This is a genomic window from Actinoplanes nipponensis, assembly GCF_016862275.1.
Taxonomy (GTDB): Bacteria; Actinomycetota; Actinomycetes; order Mycobacteriales; family Micromonosporaceae; genus Actinoplanes; species Actinoplanes nipponensis.
Window position 1 is genome coordinate 125,623 of the sequence record NZ_BOMQ01000026.1, and the last position, 17,717, is coordinate 143,339.

General features: G+C 73.8%; 16 protein-coding genes. 7 read left to right on the forward strand and 9 right to left on the reverse strand.

The features are described 5' to 3' along the window. Window positions 1-1,396: 1,396 nt before the first annotated feature. Window positions 1,397-2,227 (reverse strand): transglutaminase domain-containing protein, encoded by an 831-nt coding sequence (locus tag Ani05nite_RS10535; protein WP_203767235.1) that lies wholly within the window; start codon window positions 2,225-2,227, stop codon window positions 1,397-1,399. 272 nt (window positions 2,228-2,499) lie between these two features. Here Ani05nite_RS10535 and Ani05nite_RS10540 point away from each other — a divergent pair, with 272 nt between their 5' ends. Further along, a complete protein-coding gene (locus Ani05nite_RS10540; protein WP_203767236.1) occupies window positions 2,500-4,353 on the forward strand; it encodes a SpoIIE family protein phosphatase in 1,854 nt (617 codons plus the stop codon). Here Ani05nite_RS10540 and Ani05nite_RS10545 read toward each other — a convergent pair. The 3 genes from Ani05nite_RS10545 to Ani05nite_RS10555 form a co-directional block, all read right to left on the reverse strand. Further along, on the reverse strand, window positions 4,335-5,081 hold the full coding sequence (locus Ani05nite_RS10545; RefSeq protein ID WP_203767237.1) for a 3-keto-5-aminohexanoate cleavage protein: 747 nt from the start codon (window positions 5,079-5,081) through the stop codon (window positions 4,335-4,337). The two genes, Ani05nite_RS10540 and Ani05nite_RS10545, sit on opposite strands and share 19 nt — an antisense overlap. Beyond that, window positions 5,078-5,854 carry a DUF427 domain-containing protein gene (locus tag Ani05nite_RS10550; RefSeq protein WP_203767238.1) on the reverse strand — a complete coding sequence of 259 codons (777 nt, stop codon included), beginning with the start codon at window positions 5,852-5,854 and terminating at the stop codon, window positions 5,078-5,080. Before Ani05nite_RS10550 ends, Ani05nite_RS10545 begins: the two co-directional genes overlap by 4 nt. A 66-nt stretch (window positions 5,855-5,920) precedes the next feature. Further along, window positions 5,921-6,811, reverse strand: a complete 891-nt coding sequence (locus Ani05nite_RS10555) for an alpha/beta hydrolase family protein (protein WP_377882188.1) — start codon at window positions 6,809-6,811, stop codon at window positions 5,921-5,923. A gap of 134 nt (window positions 6,812-6,945) precedes the next feature. Between Ani05nite_RS10555 and Ani05nite_RS10560 the strand changes: the two genes are divergently transcribed. The 5 genes from Ani05nite_RS10560 (at window position 6,946) to fliQ (ending at window position 12,618) form a co-directional block, all read left to right on the forward strand. Next, window positions 6,946-8,376, forward strand: coding sequence for a phthalyl amidase (locus Ani05nite_RS10560; protein ID WP_203767241.1), 1,431 nt, complete (start codon window positions 6,946-6,948; stop codon window positions 8,374-8,376). 95 nt (window positions 8,377-8,471) lie between these two features. After that, window positions 8,472-8,888 (forward strand): NUDIX domain-containing protein, encoded by a 417-nt coding sequence (locus tag Ani05nite_RS10565; protein WP_203767243.1) that lies wholly within the window; start codon window positions 8,472-8,474, stop codon window positions 8,886-8,888. A 107-nt stretch (window positions 8,889-8,995) separates the two neighbouring features. Further along, entirely contained in the window at window positions 8,996-10,708 is a 1,713-nt protein-coding gene (locus Ani05nite_RS10570; RefSeq protein ID WP_203767246.1) for a cellulase family glycosylhydrolase, read from the forward strand. 212 nt (window positions 10,709-10,920) lie between these two features. Further along, window positions 10,921-12,198 carry an erythromycin esterase family protein gene (locus Ani05nite_RS10575; RefSeq protein WP_203767248.1) on the forward strand — a complete coding sequence of 426 codons (1,278 nt, stop codon included), beginning with the start codon at window positions 10,921-10,923 and terminating at the stop codon, window positions 12,196-12,198. A 150-nt stretch (window positions 12,199-12,348) separates the two neighbouring features. Beyond that, window positions 12,349-12,618, forward strand: a complete 270-nt coding sequence (gene fliQ / locus Ani05nite_RS10580; protein ID WP_203766748.1) for a flagellar biosynthesis protein FliQ — start codon at window positions 12,349-12,351, stop codon at window positions 12,616-12,618. A 56-nt stretch (window positions 12,619-12,674) separates the two neighbouring features. On the opposite strand, the gene Ani05nite_RS10585 is transcribed toward fliQ, so the two are convergent. The 5 genes from Ani05nite_RS10585 to Ani05nite_RS10605 all read right to left on the reverse strand — a co-directional run bounded on the left by Ani05nite_RS10585 (window position 12,675) and on the right by Ani05nite_RS10605 (window position 16,853). Next, window positions 12,675-13,136, reverse strand: a complete 462-nt coding sequence (locus Ani05nite_RS10585; RefSeq protein ID WP_203767250.1) for an SRPBCC family protein — start codon at window positions 13,134-13,136, stop codon at window positions 12,675-12,677. Further along, on the reverse strand, window positions 13,133-13,468 hold the full coding sequence (locus Ani05nite_RS10590; protein WP_203767252.1) for an ArsR/SmtB family transcription factor: 336 nt from the start codon (window positions 13,466-13,468) through the stop codon (window positions 13,133-13,135). Before Ani05nite_RS10590 ends, Ani05nite_RS10585 begins: the two co-directional genes overlap by 4 nt. 124 nt (window positions 13,469-13,592) lie before the next feature. After that, window positions 13,593-14,390, reverse strand: a complete 798-nt coding sequence (locus Ani05nite_RS10595; RefSeq protein ID WP_203767254.1) for a class I SAM-dependent methyltransferase — start codon at window positions 14,388-14,390, stop codon at window positions 13,593-13,595. Then, the gene (locus Ani05nite_RS10600) at window positions 14,380-15,447 is read right to left on the reverse strand and encodes a spore photoproduct lyase family protein (RefSeq protein ID WP_203767256.1); all 1,068 of its coding nucleotides are present in this window, start codon (window positions 15,445-15,447) and stop codon (window positions 14,380-14,382) included. Before Ani05nite_RS10600 ends, Ani05nite_RS10595 begins: the two co-directional genes overlap by 11 nt. Then, a complete protein-coding gene (locus Ani05nite_RS10605; protein WP_203767258.1) occupies window positions 15,444-16,853 on the reverse strand; it encodes an MFS transporter in 1,410 nt (469 codons plus the stop codon). The genes Ani05nite_RS10600 and Ani05nite_RS10605 overlap by 4 nt, the downstream gene beginning before the upstream one ends. A 103-nt stretch (window positions 16,854-16,956) precedes the next feature. Here Ani05nite_RS10605 and Ani05nite_RS10610 point away from each other — a divergent pair, with 103 nt between their 5' ends. Beyond that, window positions 16,957-17,682 (forward strand): TetR/AcrR family transcriptional regulator C-terminal domain-containing protein, encoded by a 726-nt coding sequence (locus Ani05nite_RS10610; protein WP_203767260.1) that lies wholly within the window; start codon window positions 16,957-16,959, stop codon window positions 17,680-17,682. Window positions 17,683-17,717 lie beyond the last annotated feature (35 nt).

Below are 17,717 nucleotides of genomic sequence, written 5' to 3' on the forward strand. Positions count from 1 at the left end.
TTGGCCTTGTTTGGACATCCGGCCGGCCTCGCGCGGGCAGCCGAGCTGGTCGACCTCGCGGGGCTGTCGGCCTGGGGGTCTCGGGCGGGCGCCTGGCTTGTCTCCCTGAGGCCGGGTCGCCTCCTTCGTTGACGCTGGTCAACGACACCGCGCTGTCTGCGCCGCTTCCGCCCGCGCGCAGCCGGTTGCCCCGCAGACCCCTTTCCGTCCGCGGGTTGCGGACCGCCAGCGGCCACATCCAGCTTGCGGTCCGGTAAGGAGTTGGCTGGCTTGGGCGCTGCTCTCTTGGCGTCCCTATCGGGTGAATCTTGATGATTCAGTGTCCCGGGATTGGTCTCTACTCCACAAGATCTGCGCCGGTGGCCGGTGGCCGGTGGCCGGTGGCCGGTGGCCGGTGCGCTGACGCGATGCCCACCAGGGTCGTGCCGTACCCCTCGACGCCTCTATCCGGTGGATCTTGATGACTCGGTGTCCCGGGATTGGTCTCTACTCCACAAGATTCGGGTCGGCGGGTCGGCGGGTCGGCGGGTCGGTGTGACGCCCGCCAGGGTCGTGCCCCGCCGCTTGGCGTCCCTATCCCGTGGATCTTGATGATTCGGTGTCCGGAATTGGTTTGCGCTCCACAAGGTCTGCGCCGGTGGCGGTGGGCGATGGCCGGTGCGATGCCCACCAGGTCGCGCCTCGCCCTTGGCGCCCCAATCGGGCGGATCTTGATGATTCGGTGTCCCGGGATTGGTCTCCACTCCACAAGATCCAGGTCGGCAGGTCGGCAGGTCGGCAGGTCGGCAGGCTAAGGGGTTGGTGCGATGCCCCTCAGGCCGCTCCTCGCCGCTTCGCGTCCCTATCCCGTGGATCGTGATGATTCGGTGTCCCGGAATTGGTTTGCACTCCACAAGATCCGCACCGGTGACCGGTGACCGGTGACCGGTGACCGGTGGCCGGTGACCGGTGGCCGGTGACCGGTGGCCGGCGGGTCGGTGCGATGTCCGCCAGGGTCGTGCCCTGCCGCTTAGCGTCCCGATCGGGTGGATCTTGATGATTCGGTGTCCCGGAATCGGTCGCCACTCCACAAGATCCGATCGGTGGGTCGGTGCGATGTCCGCCAGGGTCCTGCCCCACCCCTCGACGCCTCCACCCGGGGGATCTTGGTAACTCGGTGTCCCGGACGGGTCCTGCACTCCCCAACTTCTGCGCACCTGGTGGCGCCGGGAAACCGGTGAGTGGAGACAGCCTCTCGACCTGGTCCGCCGCATGAGTCGATCGGCGGCCGGACCCGGCCCTCCCCAGAGTCCCCGGCTGACATCCCGCCAACCGCGGCGACATCCTCCCCGCCGAAGGTCCCCCGCCCGGATCGGGAAGCGGCCACGGGCTCCTCACACAGCAGGCATCCCAGGTGTCACTCCACGCTCACCACACTCACCTTGCGGCTGCCGGTCAGCGTGCCCCCCGGCGCCCCCACGTACGTGCCCGAGGTCGGCGCCACGTCCGCATAGTCGCGTCCCACCGCCACCGTCACGTACCCGTTGCCCGCCCGCCGACCGTGGCACGGGTCGAACGCCAGCGCCACCGCCCGGTCGCCGCGCGGCACCAGCGCCTCCACCCACGCGTGGGTGCCGCCCTGGCCGACCAGGTGCCCGGAGACGTAGCGTGCCGGCACGCCGAGCAGGCGGCACAGCGTCAGCATGATGTGCGCGGAGTCCTGGCAGACGCCCCGGCCGCCGGCCAGGGCCTGCGCCGCCGTGGTGCTGACCGACGTCACGCCGTACTCGTAGGTGAGGGCCGTGTGCGCCGCCGCGCACGCCTGTTCGGCCGTCCGCTCCGGGTCCGGGCCGGCGCAGTCCGCCGCCAGGTCCCGCAGCGCGTCGTCGGGTGTGGTCAGCCGGGTGGCGCGCAGCAGCCGCGGGTCGCGCAGCGCCGCCGGTGGCAGGTTCGGCGGGCCGTCGCCGACCACGCGGTCCAGGGTGGCGGTGAGGCGGAACTCCACCGCGTGTTCGACCCGTGCGGCGACCACCCGCACCACTGTGTTGCCCGCCGCGTCCAGCCGGGCGCGGCGGGCGTGCGCCGCGCCGGTCACCGCCAGGCGGTGGCTGCGGCGGTAGAGGTCGCCGTGGCGGCGGCGGGGCACCACCACGAGCTTCTGGGCGAGGGCGGTCACCGGTTCGCGGTAGGCGTACCGGAAGCTCTGCTCGACGTGGAAGCCGATCCGCCGCGCCCCGTCGAGGTCCATCCCGCCATGATCCGGCATCGCCGTTTCCGGCGCATCACCGCGCCGGGGCGCGGCGCGGTGGGGCGGGTGTCCGGGCCGTTCGGTGCGGGCCGCCGTCCGGGTGGCCGGGCGGCGCCGCCGGACGGCCCCGGGGGTGCGGTCGTCCTTCCGGGTGACCGGGCGGCGCTGCGCCGCAGGTGGGTAACCGGGGCAGGTGAACGGGGGATGACGCCGCGCCGCGCTCTGGCGTATGCAGGGAACCGCACGAGGCGATTTCAGCAGGCGGGAGCGGTATGGGCGGGCAGCAGGCGTACCTGGAGGCGATGGAGCACCGCCGCGCGGTGGCCCGGCCGGCCACCGACGAGGGGTACCGGGCCTCCGTCGACCGGGCCGTGGGGCTGCTCGCCGGGCGTACCCGGTGCCGGCTGGCCGAGGCCCACCGCCACCTGCTGCAGCTGGCCGCCGACCAGAACCGCGACGTGGCCGACATCGCCGCCGGGGTGATCGGCATGCTGGACGTGCCCGAGCCGGCCGACGGCCGGAGCCCGCCGGCGACCGTGCTGCCGGCCCCGGGCCGGTCCTCGGGCGCCGGGGCGCGGCCGGGGGAGCCGTGGGTGGGGGTCGTGCAGGCCGTCCTCGACCTGCTGCCCGGGCACTGTGCGCTGCTCACCCCGCTGCGGGACCGGCGGGGCGGGCTGGCCGACCTGGTGTACGCCGCCGTGACCCCGGAAGCCTCCGCCCCCGACGGGCGGCGCGGCTCGTGGCTGGTCGGGGCCCGGCTGCGCGAGCAGTTCCCCGAGTCGGCGGCCGGGGAGCGGTGGGCGGTCTACGAGCGGGTGCTGGACACCGGCGAGCCGGCCGAGCTCGGCCCGTTCACGATCGGCGAGGGCCGGTTCACGGTGCGGGCCCACCGGCTGGGTTCGGCCCTGTTCACCACGTGGGTGTGTCACGGCTCGGGCGGCGGCGAGAGCGACCGGATCGCCGGCACCGAGCAGCTCGGCAACCTCGGCTGGGGCGAGTGGGACCTGGTCAGCGGGGATGTGCGCTGGTCGGCGCAGCTCTACCGGATCTACGAGCGGGATCCCGCGCTGGGCCCGCTGCCGACCGCGGAGACCGAGGCCCTGACGGTGCCCGAGGACGCGCCGCTGCGGGTGGCCGCCGCGGAGGCGTTCGCGCGGGGCGAGCGGGTCGACCTGACCTGCCGGGTCAGGGTCAACGGCCGGATCAAGTACCTGCGTACGGTCGCGGACGCGACCCGCGACCGGGCCGGCCGTCCGCTGCGGGTGTACGGCATCGTGCAGGACGTCACCGCCCGGGAGGCCGGCGCCCGCCGGCTGGCCGATGTCGAGCAGCAGCTCGCCGAGCAGCGCCGCAGCCTGCACGCCGAGCACGAGCTGGCCGCCCGGCTGCAGCACATCATCCTGCCGATCCCGGAGCGCCCGGTGGAGCTGCCCGGCGTGAAGGTGGTGGTGCGCTACCTGCCGGCCGGCCAGGAGAACCTGGTCGGCGGCGACTGGTACCACGCGGCGGCGCTGCGCGACGGCTCGGTGCTGCTGGCGGTGGGCGACGTGGCCGGGCACGGCACGCTGGCCGCGACCACCATGGCGCAGTTGCGGTACTCGCTGCGGGCGCTGGCCGTGACCACCACCGACCCGGCCGAGCTGCTCGGGCACCTCAACCGGATCACCTGCGACCTGGACGCGGAGCGCCCGGAGACGGCGGCGACGGCGGTCGTTGCCCGCTACGAGCCGCTGCTGCGCCGGCTGACCTGGGCCCAGGCCGGTCATCCGCCGCCGCTGCTGAGCCGCGGTGGCCGCACCGAGCCGCTGGCCCGGCCGGCCGGGCCGATGCTGGGGGTGGTCGAGGACGCCCGGTACGAGTGCGCCGAGCTGCGCCTGGCCCTCGGCGACCTGCTGCTGTTCTACACCGACGGGCTGGTCGAGCACCGCTACCGCGGCCTGGACGACGGGCTGAACGCGGTCATCCGTACCGTGGACGAGGCCGTGGCGGCCGCCCCCCGGCAGCCGCTGGCCGAGCTGGTCAGCCGGTTGCGCCAGGCCAACCCGGACGACGACACCTGCATCCTGGCGGTGCGCCCCACCACCGGGACCACCCAGGACCTGCGCGGCTACCTGCGCTCGCGCTGAGCCGACCAGACCCGCAGGGCGCGGCGCACCAGCGCCGCGTTGTCCGTCGCGGGCCGGCCGTCGTCGGTGACCAGGGTGTCCTCCAGGCCGATCCGGGTGGGCAGCCCGAGCCGCCCGGCGTGCGCGACCAGCGGCCAGCAGGCGTCGTCCTCGCCGTGCAGCAGGCGCGGGCCGGTCACGCCCAGCCGGTCGAGCCGGCCGAGGATCGCGTCGGCCGCGGCGACCGCGCCGGCGGCGGGGGCGTCCAGCACCTCGATCAGGATCCGGTCGACCGGTACGCCGGCCACCCGCTCGGCGTCGGCGGGCGACCAGACGCCGGCCTCCACCGCGATGCCGGCCGCGCCGAGCAGCCCGGTCAGCGCGGCGAAGCCGTCCTCGCCGGCGTTGACCGAGGCGAACGCGGGCCGCCGGCCGGCCGGCAGCCCCGCCCACCGGGCGACGGCGGCGTGCCGCGCCGCGACGTCGCCGCCGGTGATCCACAGTCCGGTGGAGACGCCGACGGCAAGGCCCGGGCAGCGCTGCCGGACCGCGGCGACGGCGGCGCCGATGTCCGCCGCGTCGAGGCTCTCGGCGCCGTCCGGGCCGCGCGGGTGCAGGTGCACGGCCTCGGCTCCGGCCGCCACCGCCTGCGCCGCGTCCCGGGCCAGCTCGGCGGCGGTGACCGGGACGGCCGGATGCTCGGCGCGGGAGCGGCCGCCGTTGAGGCAGGCCTTCAGGCGCCGGATCATGCGCCGCCGTCGGAGAACGGGGTCCGCGGCCGGTCGAGCCGTACGCCGTCGACGACCAGGTCGACCTTCTCGTTGTAGAAGGCGACCATTCCGGCGATCGGCAGCAGCTCCCGGGTCGGGAAGTCGTACGACCAGGCCAGGTCCCGGTGCAGGGTGCCGCCGGCCCGCGCCGACCAGTACGCCGTGGTGCGCCCCTTGTACGGGCAGGCGGTCACCGTCGGGCTGGGCCGCAGGTGGGTCAGGTCGAGCGCGGTGCGCGGCAGGTAGTAGCGGGTCGGCAGCCCGGTCTCGAAGAGCAGCACCGGCGCCGCCGACTCGGCCAGCACGAGGCCCTCCAGCTCCACCCGCACGTGCCGGGTGGAGCGCAGCGCGTCCACCCGGGCGTACGGGCTGCGCGGGTGGACGAAGACCTCCTCGTCCTCCTCGAACCAGGCGTCGACCGCGTCCCACTCCAGCCGGACCAGCCCGGCCAGCTCCGGGATCCGGTCCCCGGTGTGCAGGTGGCCGGCGGCGGGGCGGCTGACCTCGCCGGCCCGCAGGCCCACCCGGCGGGCGGTGCCCAGCGGGCGCTCGTCGATCTGGTCCTGGAGCACCAGGACGCCCGGCGCGAGGTCCGCGGCCGGGAGGTAGTACTGCGGGTACGGCGGCCACTCCCACACGTACACCGCGCCGGTCGTGTCCAGCACGGTCTGCCCGCCCAGGACGGCGCGGACGCGGCGCGGCGCCGGTTCGAGGTGGCCGGCCGGTACGAGGGGTCCCGGGTAGCTCGCCATGGTCCCGACCGTACCCGGACGGCCGGGGACCGGCGGGGCCGCGCGCCCCGCCGGTCCGGTCGCGGGTCAGGACAGCGGGCAGGTGCTGCGGTAGTCCGAGATGGACAGGCTGCTCGGGCCGGGGCAGATGAACTGGTCGTAGCGGGTGTCGTCGTCGACGAAGCGCTTGAGCCAGGCGACCATCTGCCGCCCGGTCGGGGTGTTGGTGGTCTGCGGGAAGAAGTGGCTGGCGTTGTTGAGCTCCAGGTACGACTTCTCCGTGGCCGACGGGATGGACGTGTAGAAGGGGATCGAGTGGGACGCGACGGGCGCGACGGTGTCGCTCTCGCCGCCGATGATCAGGGTGGGCACCCGCAGGTCGGACCACAGCTTGTTCAGGTTCCAGGGCGCCAGCGGCACCGCGGCCTGCAGCGACGGCCGGTCCCGGGCGGCCTCCAGGGAGCCGCCGCCACCCATCGAGTGCCCGGCCACGGCGAGCCGGCTCGCGTCGATGCGCGCGCGCACGGAGCTGCTGCGGGTCAGGTAGTCCAGCGCCGCCAGCAGCTGGTCGCCGCGGGAGGCGGGCTGGTCCAGCACCGTGTTGGTCTCGATGCCGATGACCACGAAGCCGTGCGAGGCGATCCGCGGGCCCAGCCAGCTGATGCTCGACCAGCGCGCGGTGTAGCCGGGGGAGATCGCGACCGCGCCGAAGGTGCCCTCGGCGGTGCTGGTCGGGTAGTAGATGACGCCGCCGCCGAAGCCGGCGACGGCCGACGAGACGCTCTGCTGGGCGATGGCGAAGGGGCCGCGGCTGGCGTCGAGGGCGGCGGCGGTGGGGTTGGGGCCCCGCTGGTACGGGCTGGCCGCCTGGGCCGCGGTGGCGCCGGTCAGCGAACCGGCGACCAGGGCGAGGGTGGCGGCCGCGGTGACGAGCCAGCGGCGGGCCCGGTGCCGGGCGGGGATGGTGGGTGACTGCACGTCGGACTCTCCTCGGATGGGACGGGATCGACGAGCGTCAGTGTTCGGCCGGACCGCGCGGTGACACATCGGTGAAATCACCGGTCTTGACATCGACCGGCGCGGGTTCTTGAGTGTTACCCGGAGGTAACCCTGTGAGAATCAGCCGGAAACATTTCGCCCTGGCGCTGGCCCCGGTGCTGCTCGCCGGGGTGCTCAGCGCCCCGGCGGCGGCCGCCGCCGCGCCGACCTGCACGGCCCCCGTCGCCAGCACCACCCAGCCGGGCTACCTCGTGGCCGACCCGGCGTGCGAGCTCAACGGCACCCCGTTCACCGCCACGCCGGAGTCCGTGGTGCACACCGGCATCCGCGACGGCGCCGCGTACCGGATCGAGGTGCCGAAGGCGTGGAACGGCCAGCTGGTCCTCTACGCGCACGGCTACCGCGGCACCGGCACCACCGTCTACGTGGACAGCCCCGCGCTGCGGGCGCACTACATCGCCCGGGGCTTCGCGTGGGCGGCCTCCAGCTACCAGACCAACGGCTACGACGTGGGCCAGGGCGTGCGGGACTCGTACGCCCTGATCGGCCTGTTCCGCGAGGTCACCGGCCGGGCCGCCAGGTCGGTCTACATGACCGGCGCGTCGATGGGCGGGCACATCACCGCGGTCGCGATCGAGGAGTACCCGCGGGCGTTCGTGGGCGCCATGCCGGTGTGCGGGGTGCTGGGCGACGCCGAGCTGTTCGACTACTTCCTGGACGCCAACGTCACCGCCGCCGCGCTCGCGGACGTCGACATCGAGTTCCCGCGGGCGCCCGACGCCGGGTACATCGACCGGTGGCGGGGCCAGGTCCAGCAGATCCTGCCCGCGCTGGGCGTCACCACCGGCCGGCCCCCGGCGCTCACCGCCGCCGGCAGGACCTGGTCCGACGTGGTCGAGCGGCGCAGCGGCGGGGAGCGGCCGGGCTTCGCCGGGGCGTTCGCGTACTGGAACGCCGCGCCGTCCTCGGCGCCGACCCCGGACCTGCCGTTCCTGTTCGGCCTCTACCCGGGGCTGACCGGCGGCACCGCCCGGATCGCGGCCGGCAACGTCACCGACAACCGGTTCACCCTGTACCGCAGCACCGACCGCCTGCTGCCCACCGCCGCCGAGTGGCGCCTGAACGCCGACGTGCTGCGCGTGGCCCGCACGGCCCGGCCCAGCCGCGGTCTGGACGGCGTGCCGCGGGTGGACGGCCGCCCGCCCGTGCCGGTGCTGTCCATGCACGACGTCGGCGACCTGTTCGTGCCGTTCTCGATGGAGCAGGTGTACGCGCGCCGGGCGCTGAGCAACGGGCGTGGGCGGCTGTTCGTCTCCCGGGCCGTCCGGGGTGTCGGGCACTGCGACTTCACCGCGCCGGAGCTGCAGCGCGGCTTCGACGACCTGGTCACCTGGGTGCGCGGCGGGCACCGGCCGGGCGGCGATGCGATCCTCAACCCGCGGGTGGTGGCGGCCGCCGACTTCGGGTGCCGCTACACCGTCGGTGAGCGTGCGGTCTTCGGGGCCGCCTGTCCCGCGAAAAGGGCCGCCGGCCGCGAGCGGTGACCCCTGGTGACCCCGGTCCCGGCCGTCGACGCGACCCGCTTCGACGGCCGGGACCACCGGCGGGGGCGGAACCGGCTGGGGCAGAATCAGCCCTCATGTCGAGAGAACCCCGCGTCTCCTGCGTCTTCATCTGTCACGACGGCGCCGGCGACATCCTGCTCGCCCGGCGCTCGGCCGGGGCCCGCGACGAGCCGGGCGCCTGGGACACCGGCGCCGGCGCGCTGGAGTTCGGCGAGACCTTCGACGCCGCCGTCATCCGCGAGGTCCGGGAGGAGTACGCGGCCGAGCCCCGCGAGATCACCATGCTCGGCGTGCGCAACGTGGTCCGCGCCGAGCCGCCCTCGCACTGGGTGGCCGTGGTCTTCGCCGTCCGGGTGGACCGGGACGCGGTGGCCATCGGCGAGCCGCACAAGTTCGACGAGCTGGGCTGGTTCCGCCCGGGTTCCCTGCCGGCCCCGCTGCACTCCCAGCTCCCGGCCACAGTGGAGCTGTTCCGCGGCGCCCAGCTGTAACGCGGGGTTTTCTGCCACGAAACACTGGATTTGGCTTGGTCGATGTTCCATGCTGTGCCTGGGAGCGCTCCCACATCCTCGTCGTCCCCCTTCGGAGGAACCCGCGCATGTTCTCGACCCGATCCAAACGGCGTCTCGCCGCAGCCGCGGCGGCCGTCCTCGCCGCCCCGCTGCTGTGGTTCGCCACCACCGGCACCTCCTCGGCCGCGGCGGCCGCCCCGGCCGAGGACTGGCTGCACGTCAGCGGCAACCAGATCGTCGACGAGGCCGGCAACCCGGTCTGGCTGACCGGGACCAACTGGTTCGGCTTCAACGCCGGCGAGCGGGTCTTCCACGGACTCTGGTCGGCCAACCTCACCGAGGTCACCCGGTCGATGGCCCAGCGGGGCATCAACCTGGTCCGGGTGCCTATCTCCACCCAGCTGCTGCTGGAGTGGAAGGCCGGCCAGGCCACCGTGCCCTCCGGCGTCAACACGTACGCCAATCCCGAGCTGACCGGCAAGACCACGCTGCAGGTCTTCGACGCCTTCCTGGCGCTCTGCCGCCAGTACGGCATGAAGGTCCTGCTCGACGTGCACAGCGCCGAGGCCGACAACTCGGGCCACAACCACCCGGTCTGGTGGAAGGGCACCATCACCACCGAGAACTTCTACCAGGCGTGGGAGTGGGTGACCGCGCGCTACAAGAGCGACGACACGCTGGTCGCGATGGACCTCAAGAACGAGCCGCACGGCGCGCAGAACGAGACCCCCCGCGCCAAGTGGGACGGCTCCACCGACGCGGACAACTGGAAGAACGTCGCCCAGACCGCGGCCCGGCGCATCCTGGCCATCAACCCCAAGGTGCTGGTGCTGGTCGAGGGCATCCAGGTCTACCCGAAGCCCGGCGCCACCTGGTCCTCGCCGAACACCAACCCGGACCTGAGCTCCAACTTCGACAACACGTGGTGGGGCGGCAACCTGCGCGGCGTCAAGGACTACCCGATCAACCTGGGCGCCGACCAGGACCAACTGGTCTACTCCCCGCACGACTACGGTCCGCTGGTGTACGACCAGCCGTGGTTCCAGAAGCCGTTCACCAAGGCCTCGCTGACCACCGACGTGTGGACGCCCAACTGGCTCTACGTGCACGACAGCGGCACCGCGCCGCTGCTGGTGGGCGAGTGGGGCGGGCGGCTCGGCCAGGACGAGCGGCAGGACCGCTGGATGACCGCGCTGCGCGACCTGATCGTGGACAAGCACCTGCACCAGACGTTCTGGGTGCTCAACCCCAACTCCGGCGACACCGGCGGCCTGCTGCTCGACGACTGGAAGACCTGGGACGAGCAGAAGTACGCCCTGCTCAAGCCGGCCCTGTGGCAGTACGCGGGCAAGTTCGTCAGCCTGGACCACCAGGTTCCGCTGGGCGGCGCGGGCAGCACCACCGGCATGAGCCTGGCGGCCCGGTACGGCGGCGGCACCGAGCCCACCGGCTCGGCCTCGCCGTCGGCCTCCGCGTCGACCTCCACCCCGCCGGTGCCCTCCGGCGCCTGCACGGCCACCTACGCCCAGACCGGCGCGTGGTCGGGTGGCTTCCAGGGCGAGGTCACGATCAAGAACACGGGTACGTCGGCCACCCGCTCCTGGACGGCGACGTGGACGATGCCCTCCGGCACGTCGGTGGCGTCACTGTGGAACGGGACGCTGAGCACCTCGGGCTCGACGCTGACGGTGCGCAACGCGGCCCACAACGGCGCCCTGGCCGCCGGGGCGAGCACCACGTTCGGCTTCGTCGGCTCCGGCCCGGCGCCGACCCCGGCGATCACCTGCTCGGCGTCGTAGGCCGTCGCGGTCCCAGCGGGCCCCCGCCGGGGAGGACGTCATGACCTCGTCGGCGGCCCCGCGGATGGAGCCGCCCAGGGCGGCGCGCAGCTCCGGATCCTCCGGCCGCCGCGCGCCGTCCAGGGCGGCCACGAAACGGTTCGGCCACCCTCCCGGACAGGCCGGAACGGTCAGACGTATGAACGGCGCGGGCCCCGGGTAGGCCGCGCCGCATGGCACGCTACGGCGACGAGGTGGCGGCGCTGGCGACCGCGCTGCGCGATGCCGGTGATCTGGACCGGCTGGTCGAACGGGCCGGCCCGGCCCGGGTGGTCCTGGTGGGCGAGGCCAGTCACGGCACCCACGAGTTCTTCACCTGGCGGGCCGCGCTCACCCGGCGGCTCATCGAGGAGCACGGCTTCTCGTTCGTCGCGGTGGAGGGGGACTGGCCGGACTGCGCCCGGGTGGACCGGGCGGTGCGGGACCCGGCCGGTGCGGCCGGCCCACCTCGGGAGGCGCTGCTGGGGCACGACCGGTGGCCGGCGTGGATGTGGGCCAACGAGGAGGTCGCTGACTTCTGCGCCTGGCTGCGGGCGTACAACCTGGGGCGGGAACGGCCGGTGGGCTTCCACGGGCTGGACGTGTACTCGCTGTGGGAGTCGCTGCGCGAGGTCCTCGGGCACCTGCGGGAGCACGACCCCGACCAGGTGCCGGCCGCGCTGGCCGCGTACCGGTGCTTCGAGCCGTTCGCCGAGGACCCCCAGTCGTACGCCTGGGCCACCCGCTTCGTCGCGGCGAGCTGCGAGAACGAGGTCGTGGACCTGCTCGTGCGGCTGCGCGAGCGGGCCGTACGCCAGGCCGGCGAGTTCGCCGCCTGGCAGAACGCGGCGGTGGTGGCCGGCGCGGAGCACTACTACCGGGCGATGGTGCACGGCGGCCCCCGCTCGTGGAACGTCCGCGACCGGCACATGGACGACACCCTGGACCGGCTGCTGGAGCACTACGGCGCGGGCGCGAAGGCGGTGGTGTGGGCGCACAACACCCACGTCGGCGACGCCCGGGCCACCGAGCAGTCGCGGCACGGCGAGAACACCCTGGGGGAGCTGGCCCGCGACCGCCACGGCCGGGACCGGGTGGTGCTGGTCGGCTTCGGCACGCACCGCGGCACGGTGCTGGCCGGCGACTCCTGGGGCGCGCCGGGGCGGGCCCTGCCGGTGCCGCCGGCCCGCCCGGACTCGCTGGAGGACGTGCTGCACGCGACCGCCCCGGCGCGGGCCCAGCTGGTCTTCCCGGCCCGGTACGGCCCGCCGCTGCTGACCGACGAGCTGGCCCACCGGGCCATCGGCGTGGTGTACCGCCCGGAGCGTGAGCGCGGGGCCAACTACGTCCCGACGGTGCTGGGCGAGCGCTACGACGCCTTCCTGTGGTTCGACGAGACCCGGGCGGTCCGCCCCCTGCACCCGGCGACGCTCGACAGCCGCGAGCTGGAGACCTTCCCGTCCGGCGTCTAGCCCTGAACCCATCATCCTAGGACGCCTTAGAGGGTGTGTGCGGGGTCGCCGAAGGCCGGACTTGAGGATTCGCCGGGCCCGAACCGAACGGCAACCCGGGCGCCCCCGATCTGCGCTCCCCGGCTGCGGCGGTGTCCCGATGGGGTTGGCATGACGGACACGCAGATTGTTGAGCTGGGGCTGCAGGCCATGACGATCGCGGCGAAGATGTGTGCGCCGGTGTTGTTGACGGCGTTGCTGATCGGGTTCGCGATCTCGTTGTTCCAGTCGGTGACCCAGATCCAGGAGGCGACGTTGTCGTTCGTGCCCAAGGCGGTGGGGGTGGGTGCGGCGATTCTGTTCTCGGGGAACTGGATGTTGCATGAGATGGTGACGTTCACGACGCAGCTGTTCGAGAGGATCCCGACGCTGGTCGCCTGAGCGCGAAGCTGACGAGAAAGGGCCGCCCACCGGGCGGCCCTTTTCGTGTGCCTGGTTCAGCCCAGCTTGCGCAGGTACGCGTCCAGCGCCTCGTAGCTCTGGTTCGCGCCCGCCTCCATGCCGGACTCCAGCATGCCGTCGCGGTCCTCCTGCGAGCTGAACGTGCTCATCCCGGTCACCGTGGTCCGGCCGTTCTCCTCGGTGAAGACGTACCGCTCCACCAGCACGTGCCCGGCCATCGGCTCGTACTCGAAGGTCCAGGTGAACGTCTCGGGCGCCGAGATCTCCCGGAACTCGCCGCGGAAGGCGTGTTCCTGGCCGTCGGCCGTCTCCACGAACCGCCACTTGCCGCCGACCCGGAAGTCGATCGTCACGTCCAGCGGGTTGCCCCGGCCCCACCAGTGGCGCAAGTGCTCGGCCTGGGTGTGCGCGGCGAAGACCAGGTCCCGGGGCGCGTCGAACGTGCGGCTCATGACCAGTTCGGTGGGGCTGGGGGTGCTGACGCTGATGGTGCTCATGGCTGCTCCTTCTGCAGGTCGTCCAGGTATCCGCCGAGCGTGTCGTAGCGCTCCTCCCAGAGCCGCCGGTACTGCTCCACCCAGCCCGCGACCTCGCGCAGCGGCGCCGGCTCGATCCGGCAGCGCCGCCACTGGGCCTCGCGGGTCCGGGCGATCAGGCCGGCGCGTTCCAGCACGTTCAGGTGCTTGGAGATCGCCTGCATGCTGATCGGGAACGGGGCCGCGAGCTCGTTGACCGTGGCCTCGCCGCGGGCCAGCCGGGCGAGGATCGCCCGTCGGGTCGGATCGGCGAGGGCGGCGAAGACGCCGCTGATCGGGTCGACCGTCGTCATGCTCAACCACCTGGATTATCAACTGATCGGCTTATCAACCGATGGGTTTAGCGTACTGCTCAGTCGGGTCCTGTCAAGGGGTGACGGGGCGGGAATCGGGCGGAGCCGGCGGCGCGCCGGAGCGTCAGCGGTCGGCCACCACGACGCGGATGGTGGTGGTGAGGTGGATGGCGCCGTCGTCGGCCCGGGCGGCGGCCAGCTCGGCCGCGGCGTCGGCGGTCGCGGCGGCCAGCCGGTCCGGGGGAACCTTGGCGACGACGGCGCGACCGCCGTGCGACGCCACCCAGGTCAGCCAGTGCCCGACGTCGGCGAAGCGGCTCACCTGGGTGAACTCGGTGACCCGGACGGCGGAGAAGGCGCCCAGGGCCGCCCGCAGCGACTCCTCGGAGCCGAACACGCCGGGCGCCGGATCCCGCCGGGGCGTCCCGGTGTGCGCGGCCAGCGCCTTCATCGCGCGCTCGTACCGGGGGTCGAACGCGACGAACGAGCTGAACGCCAGCCGCCCGCCCGGCCGCAGCAGCCGCCGGTACGCCGCCAGGGCGGCCGGGAGATCCGGCAGGAAGAACAACACCAGGCCGGCCGTGACCACGTCGAACGAACCCGGCGGGAAATCGGGCGCCCCGGCGTCGCCCACGCGCACCGACACGCCCGGCAGCGACGCGGTCGCCGCCCGGGTGAGCTCCACCATGGCCGGCGCCAGGTCGATCCCGACGACCCGGCCGGTCGGCCCGGCGGCGGCCGCGGCGCTGAGCAGCACCGCGCCGCGCCCACAGCCGACGTCCAGGACGTGCTCGCCGGGCCGGACCGCCGCGCGGCGCACCAGCTCGGACCCCATCGGCGTGAAGAAGTCGACGCCCACGCTGTCGTAGCTCGCGGCCGCCTGGTCGAACGTCCCGACCACGCCGGGCACCTCAGAAGGCATAGCGGATCCGACAATACGGGATGCGGGCGGTGATCAGGTCGGTGAGGGCGGCGACGTACCGTCCTTTGTCGCCGGTGCGGTAGCGCACGTTGAGCGCGCCGTTCTCCGACCGCTTCACCTGCTGCAGCTCGGGGCGCCAGAGCAGCTCCTCGGCCCGCGGATGCCAGCCCAGGTTGACCTGGTGCAGGTCCCGGTTGTGGGTCAGGAAGATGACCTCGGCGGCCAGCTGGGCCCGGGCCGCCGGCCCGATGCCGGCGTCGAGCTGCTCCAGCAGGACGGCCCAGTCCTCGAGCCAGCCGTCGCGGACCACCACCGGGCTGAAGTTGACGTGCACCTCATAGCCGGCCGCCACGAAGTCGTCGATGGCGGCGATCCGCGCGGCGACCGGGCTGGTGCGGATGTCGAGCAGCTTGGCGTCGCCGGCCGGCATCAGCGAGAAGCGGATCCGGGTGCGGCCCTGCGGGTCCCAGCCCAGCAGGTCGCGGTTGACGTGCTTGGTGGCGAAGCTGGCCTTGGCGGTGGGCAGCCAGCGGAACAGCTCGACCAGGTCGCGGACGTTGTCGCTGATCCGGGCGTCCAGCGAGCAGTCGGAGTTCTCGCCGATGTCGTACACCCAGGCCAGCGGGTCGCACTCGTTCGGCGCCGACTTGACCCCCTGGCGGGCGACGTGGCGCTGCACGTACCCCTGGATCTTGTCGATGTTGGCGAACACGGTGATCGGGTTGCTGTAGCCCTTGCGCCGCGGCACGTAGCAGTAGGCGCAGGCCATCGCGCAGCCGTTCGCGGTCGACGGGGCGATGAAGTCGGCCGAGCGGCCGTTCGGGCGGGCGGCCAGGGACTTCTTGATCCCCAGCACGAGCGCCTCGCGCTTGATCCGGACCCAGCGGTCGACGTTGGTCTCGTCGCCGTACAGCTCCGGGATGCGGTGGTGGCTGTCCACCTCGACCCGCTGCGCGTCGGGGAAGCGGGCCAGGATCTCCCGGCCCCGCGGCAGGGCGGCGGCCTCCGGCTCGACGTAGATCCGGCGGATGTCCAGCAGCTCGGCCGGGGTCGTCACGCGATCGCCTCGACGGGCGCGGCCGTGGTGCGGGCGCGGCGGCCGGTGGTGGCCAGGCCCAGGGCGAGCACGGCCAGGCCGCAGCCGCAGACGATCCACCAGCCGGTGCGGCTGGCCGCGGCGAAGTGCGCGGCCGCCGGCCCGCTCAGGCCGGACGCCACCGCGGCGCCCACGACGGCGACGCCGAGCGCGGTGCCGACCTGGCGGCTGGTCGACGCGATCGCCGCGGCCACGCCGGCCTGGGCCCGCGGCATCCCGGAGACCGCGGTGTTGGTGATCGGGGTGTTGACCATGCCGAAGCCGAACCCGAACGTCGCGTACGCGGTGAACAGCAGCCAGACCGGGGTGTCCGCGGTCACCCGGGTCAGCGGCAGCATCGCCACCGCCATGGCCGCGCCGGCCAGCACCAGCGGCAGCCGGGGGCCGCGGGCCGCGACGATGCGGCCCGACAGCGGCGCCACGACCGCGGTGAGCGCGGCCATCGGCAGCGTGTAGAGCCCCGCGTGCAGGGCGGACAGGCCGCGGACCTCCTGCAGGTACAGCGAGTTGAGCAACAGGAAGCCGGCCAGCGCGCCGAAGGCGCAGACCGCGATGACGGTCGCCCCGGAGAACGGCACGCTGCGGAAGAAGCGGGGATCCAGCAGCGGATCGGCGCGGCGTGACTCGTACGCCACCAGCGCGGCCAGGGCCGCCGCGCCCAGCCCGAAGCAGCCCACGATCGACGCCGAGCCCCAGCCGGCGCCCGGGCCCTCGATGATCCCGTACGTGACCGCGGCGAGCACCAGCAGCACCAGCACCTGCCCCACCGGGTCGGGCCGGCGCGGGTGCTCGGCGCGCGACTCGGGCACGTAGCGCGCGGCGAGCGCGAACGCCGCCACGCCGATCGGCACGTTGATCCAGAAGATGGACCGCCAGCCCAGCCCGGCCACCAGCACCCCGCCGAGCACCGGCCCCAGCGCCATGCTGAGCCCGACCACGCCGCCCCACACGCCGATCGCCCGGGCCCGCTCGCGCGGCTCGGTGAACGTGTTCGTGATGATCGACATGGCGACGGGGTTGAGCATGGAGCCGCCGACGGCCTGCATCATCCGGAACGCCACCAGCCAGCCCAGCCCGGGCGCGACGCTGCACAACAGCGACCCGGCGGTGAACAGGGCCAGCCCGGCCTGGAAGGTGCGCCGCCGGCCCACCCGGTCGGCCGTGGCCCCGGACAGGATGAGCAGGCTGGCCAGCACCAGCGTGTACGCGTCCAGCACCCACTGCAGCTGGGCGACCGACGCGTCCAGATCGGCCCGCAGCGAGGGCAGGGCGATGTTCACGATCGTCGCGTCCAGCGCGACGATGAACAGGCTCAGGCAGCAGATGGTCAGCACGAGCAGGCGGCGGCGGTGGCTGAGCGGGGGCATCGGATCCTTTGTACCGCCCGGGTCCGACATCGGCGCCGGCCGCGCCGGGCCACGTGACACACTTCATGGCGCCGCGCTGGACGACGCACAGGCCGGAGGAGCCATGCGGGACGACGCCGAGGCCGCACGCACCGGGCTGGACGAGAGCCGGATCGTGGCGGCCGCCGTCCGGTTCATCGACGAGCGGGGGCTGCGGGAGCTGACCATGCGGCGGCTCGGCGCGTACCTCGGGGTCGAGGGGATGGCGCTGTACCGCTACCTGCCGGGCCGGGAGGCGCTGCTCGACGCGGTGGTGGAGTCGGTGGTCGACGCGCTCTACCGCGACCCCGACGTGCTGCTGGAGGCGCCGGCGGGCTGGGTGGACTACCTGCAGCGGCTGGCGCACGGGCTGCGGCGGATCGCGCTGACCCACCCCGAGGTCTTCCCGCTGGTGGCGACCCGGCCCGCCGCGGCGCCCTGGGTCCGGCCGCCGCTGCGCAGCCTGCGGGGCATCGAGTCGCTGCTGGCGGTGCTGACGGCCGCCGGGTTCTCCGACGAGCACGCCGCCGCGGTCTACCGCGCGTTCAGCAGTTTCCTGCTCGGCCACCTGCTGCTGGAGGTCTCCGCGCTGGGCGTGGAGACCGGGCCGGTGGAGGAGCCGGACGTGGCCCCGGCCGGCGACCTTGACGCGTACCCGATCCTGCGGCGGCTGGAGCCGACCCTGTCGCAGGACCACGCCGGGGCGGACTTCGAGGAGGCCCTCGAGACGCTGCTCGACCGGATCGCCCTGCTGCTGCCCGCCCGGCGCCGGGGCGGGCGCGCCGCATTACCCAGAAATGGCGATCAATAACGCGCGGAACCTTTCTGGAAAGGATGGGAGATCGC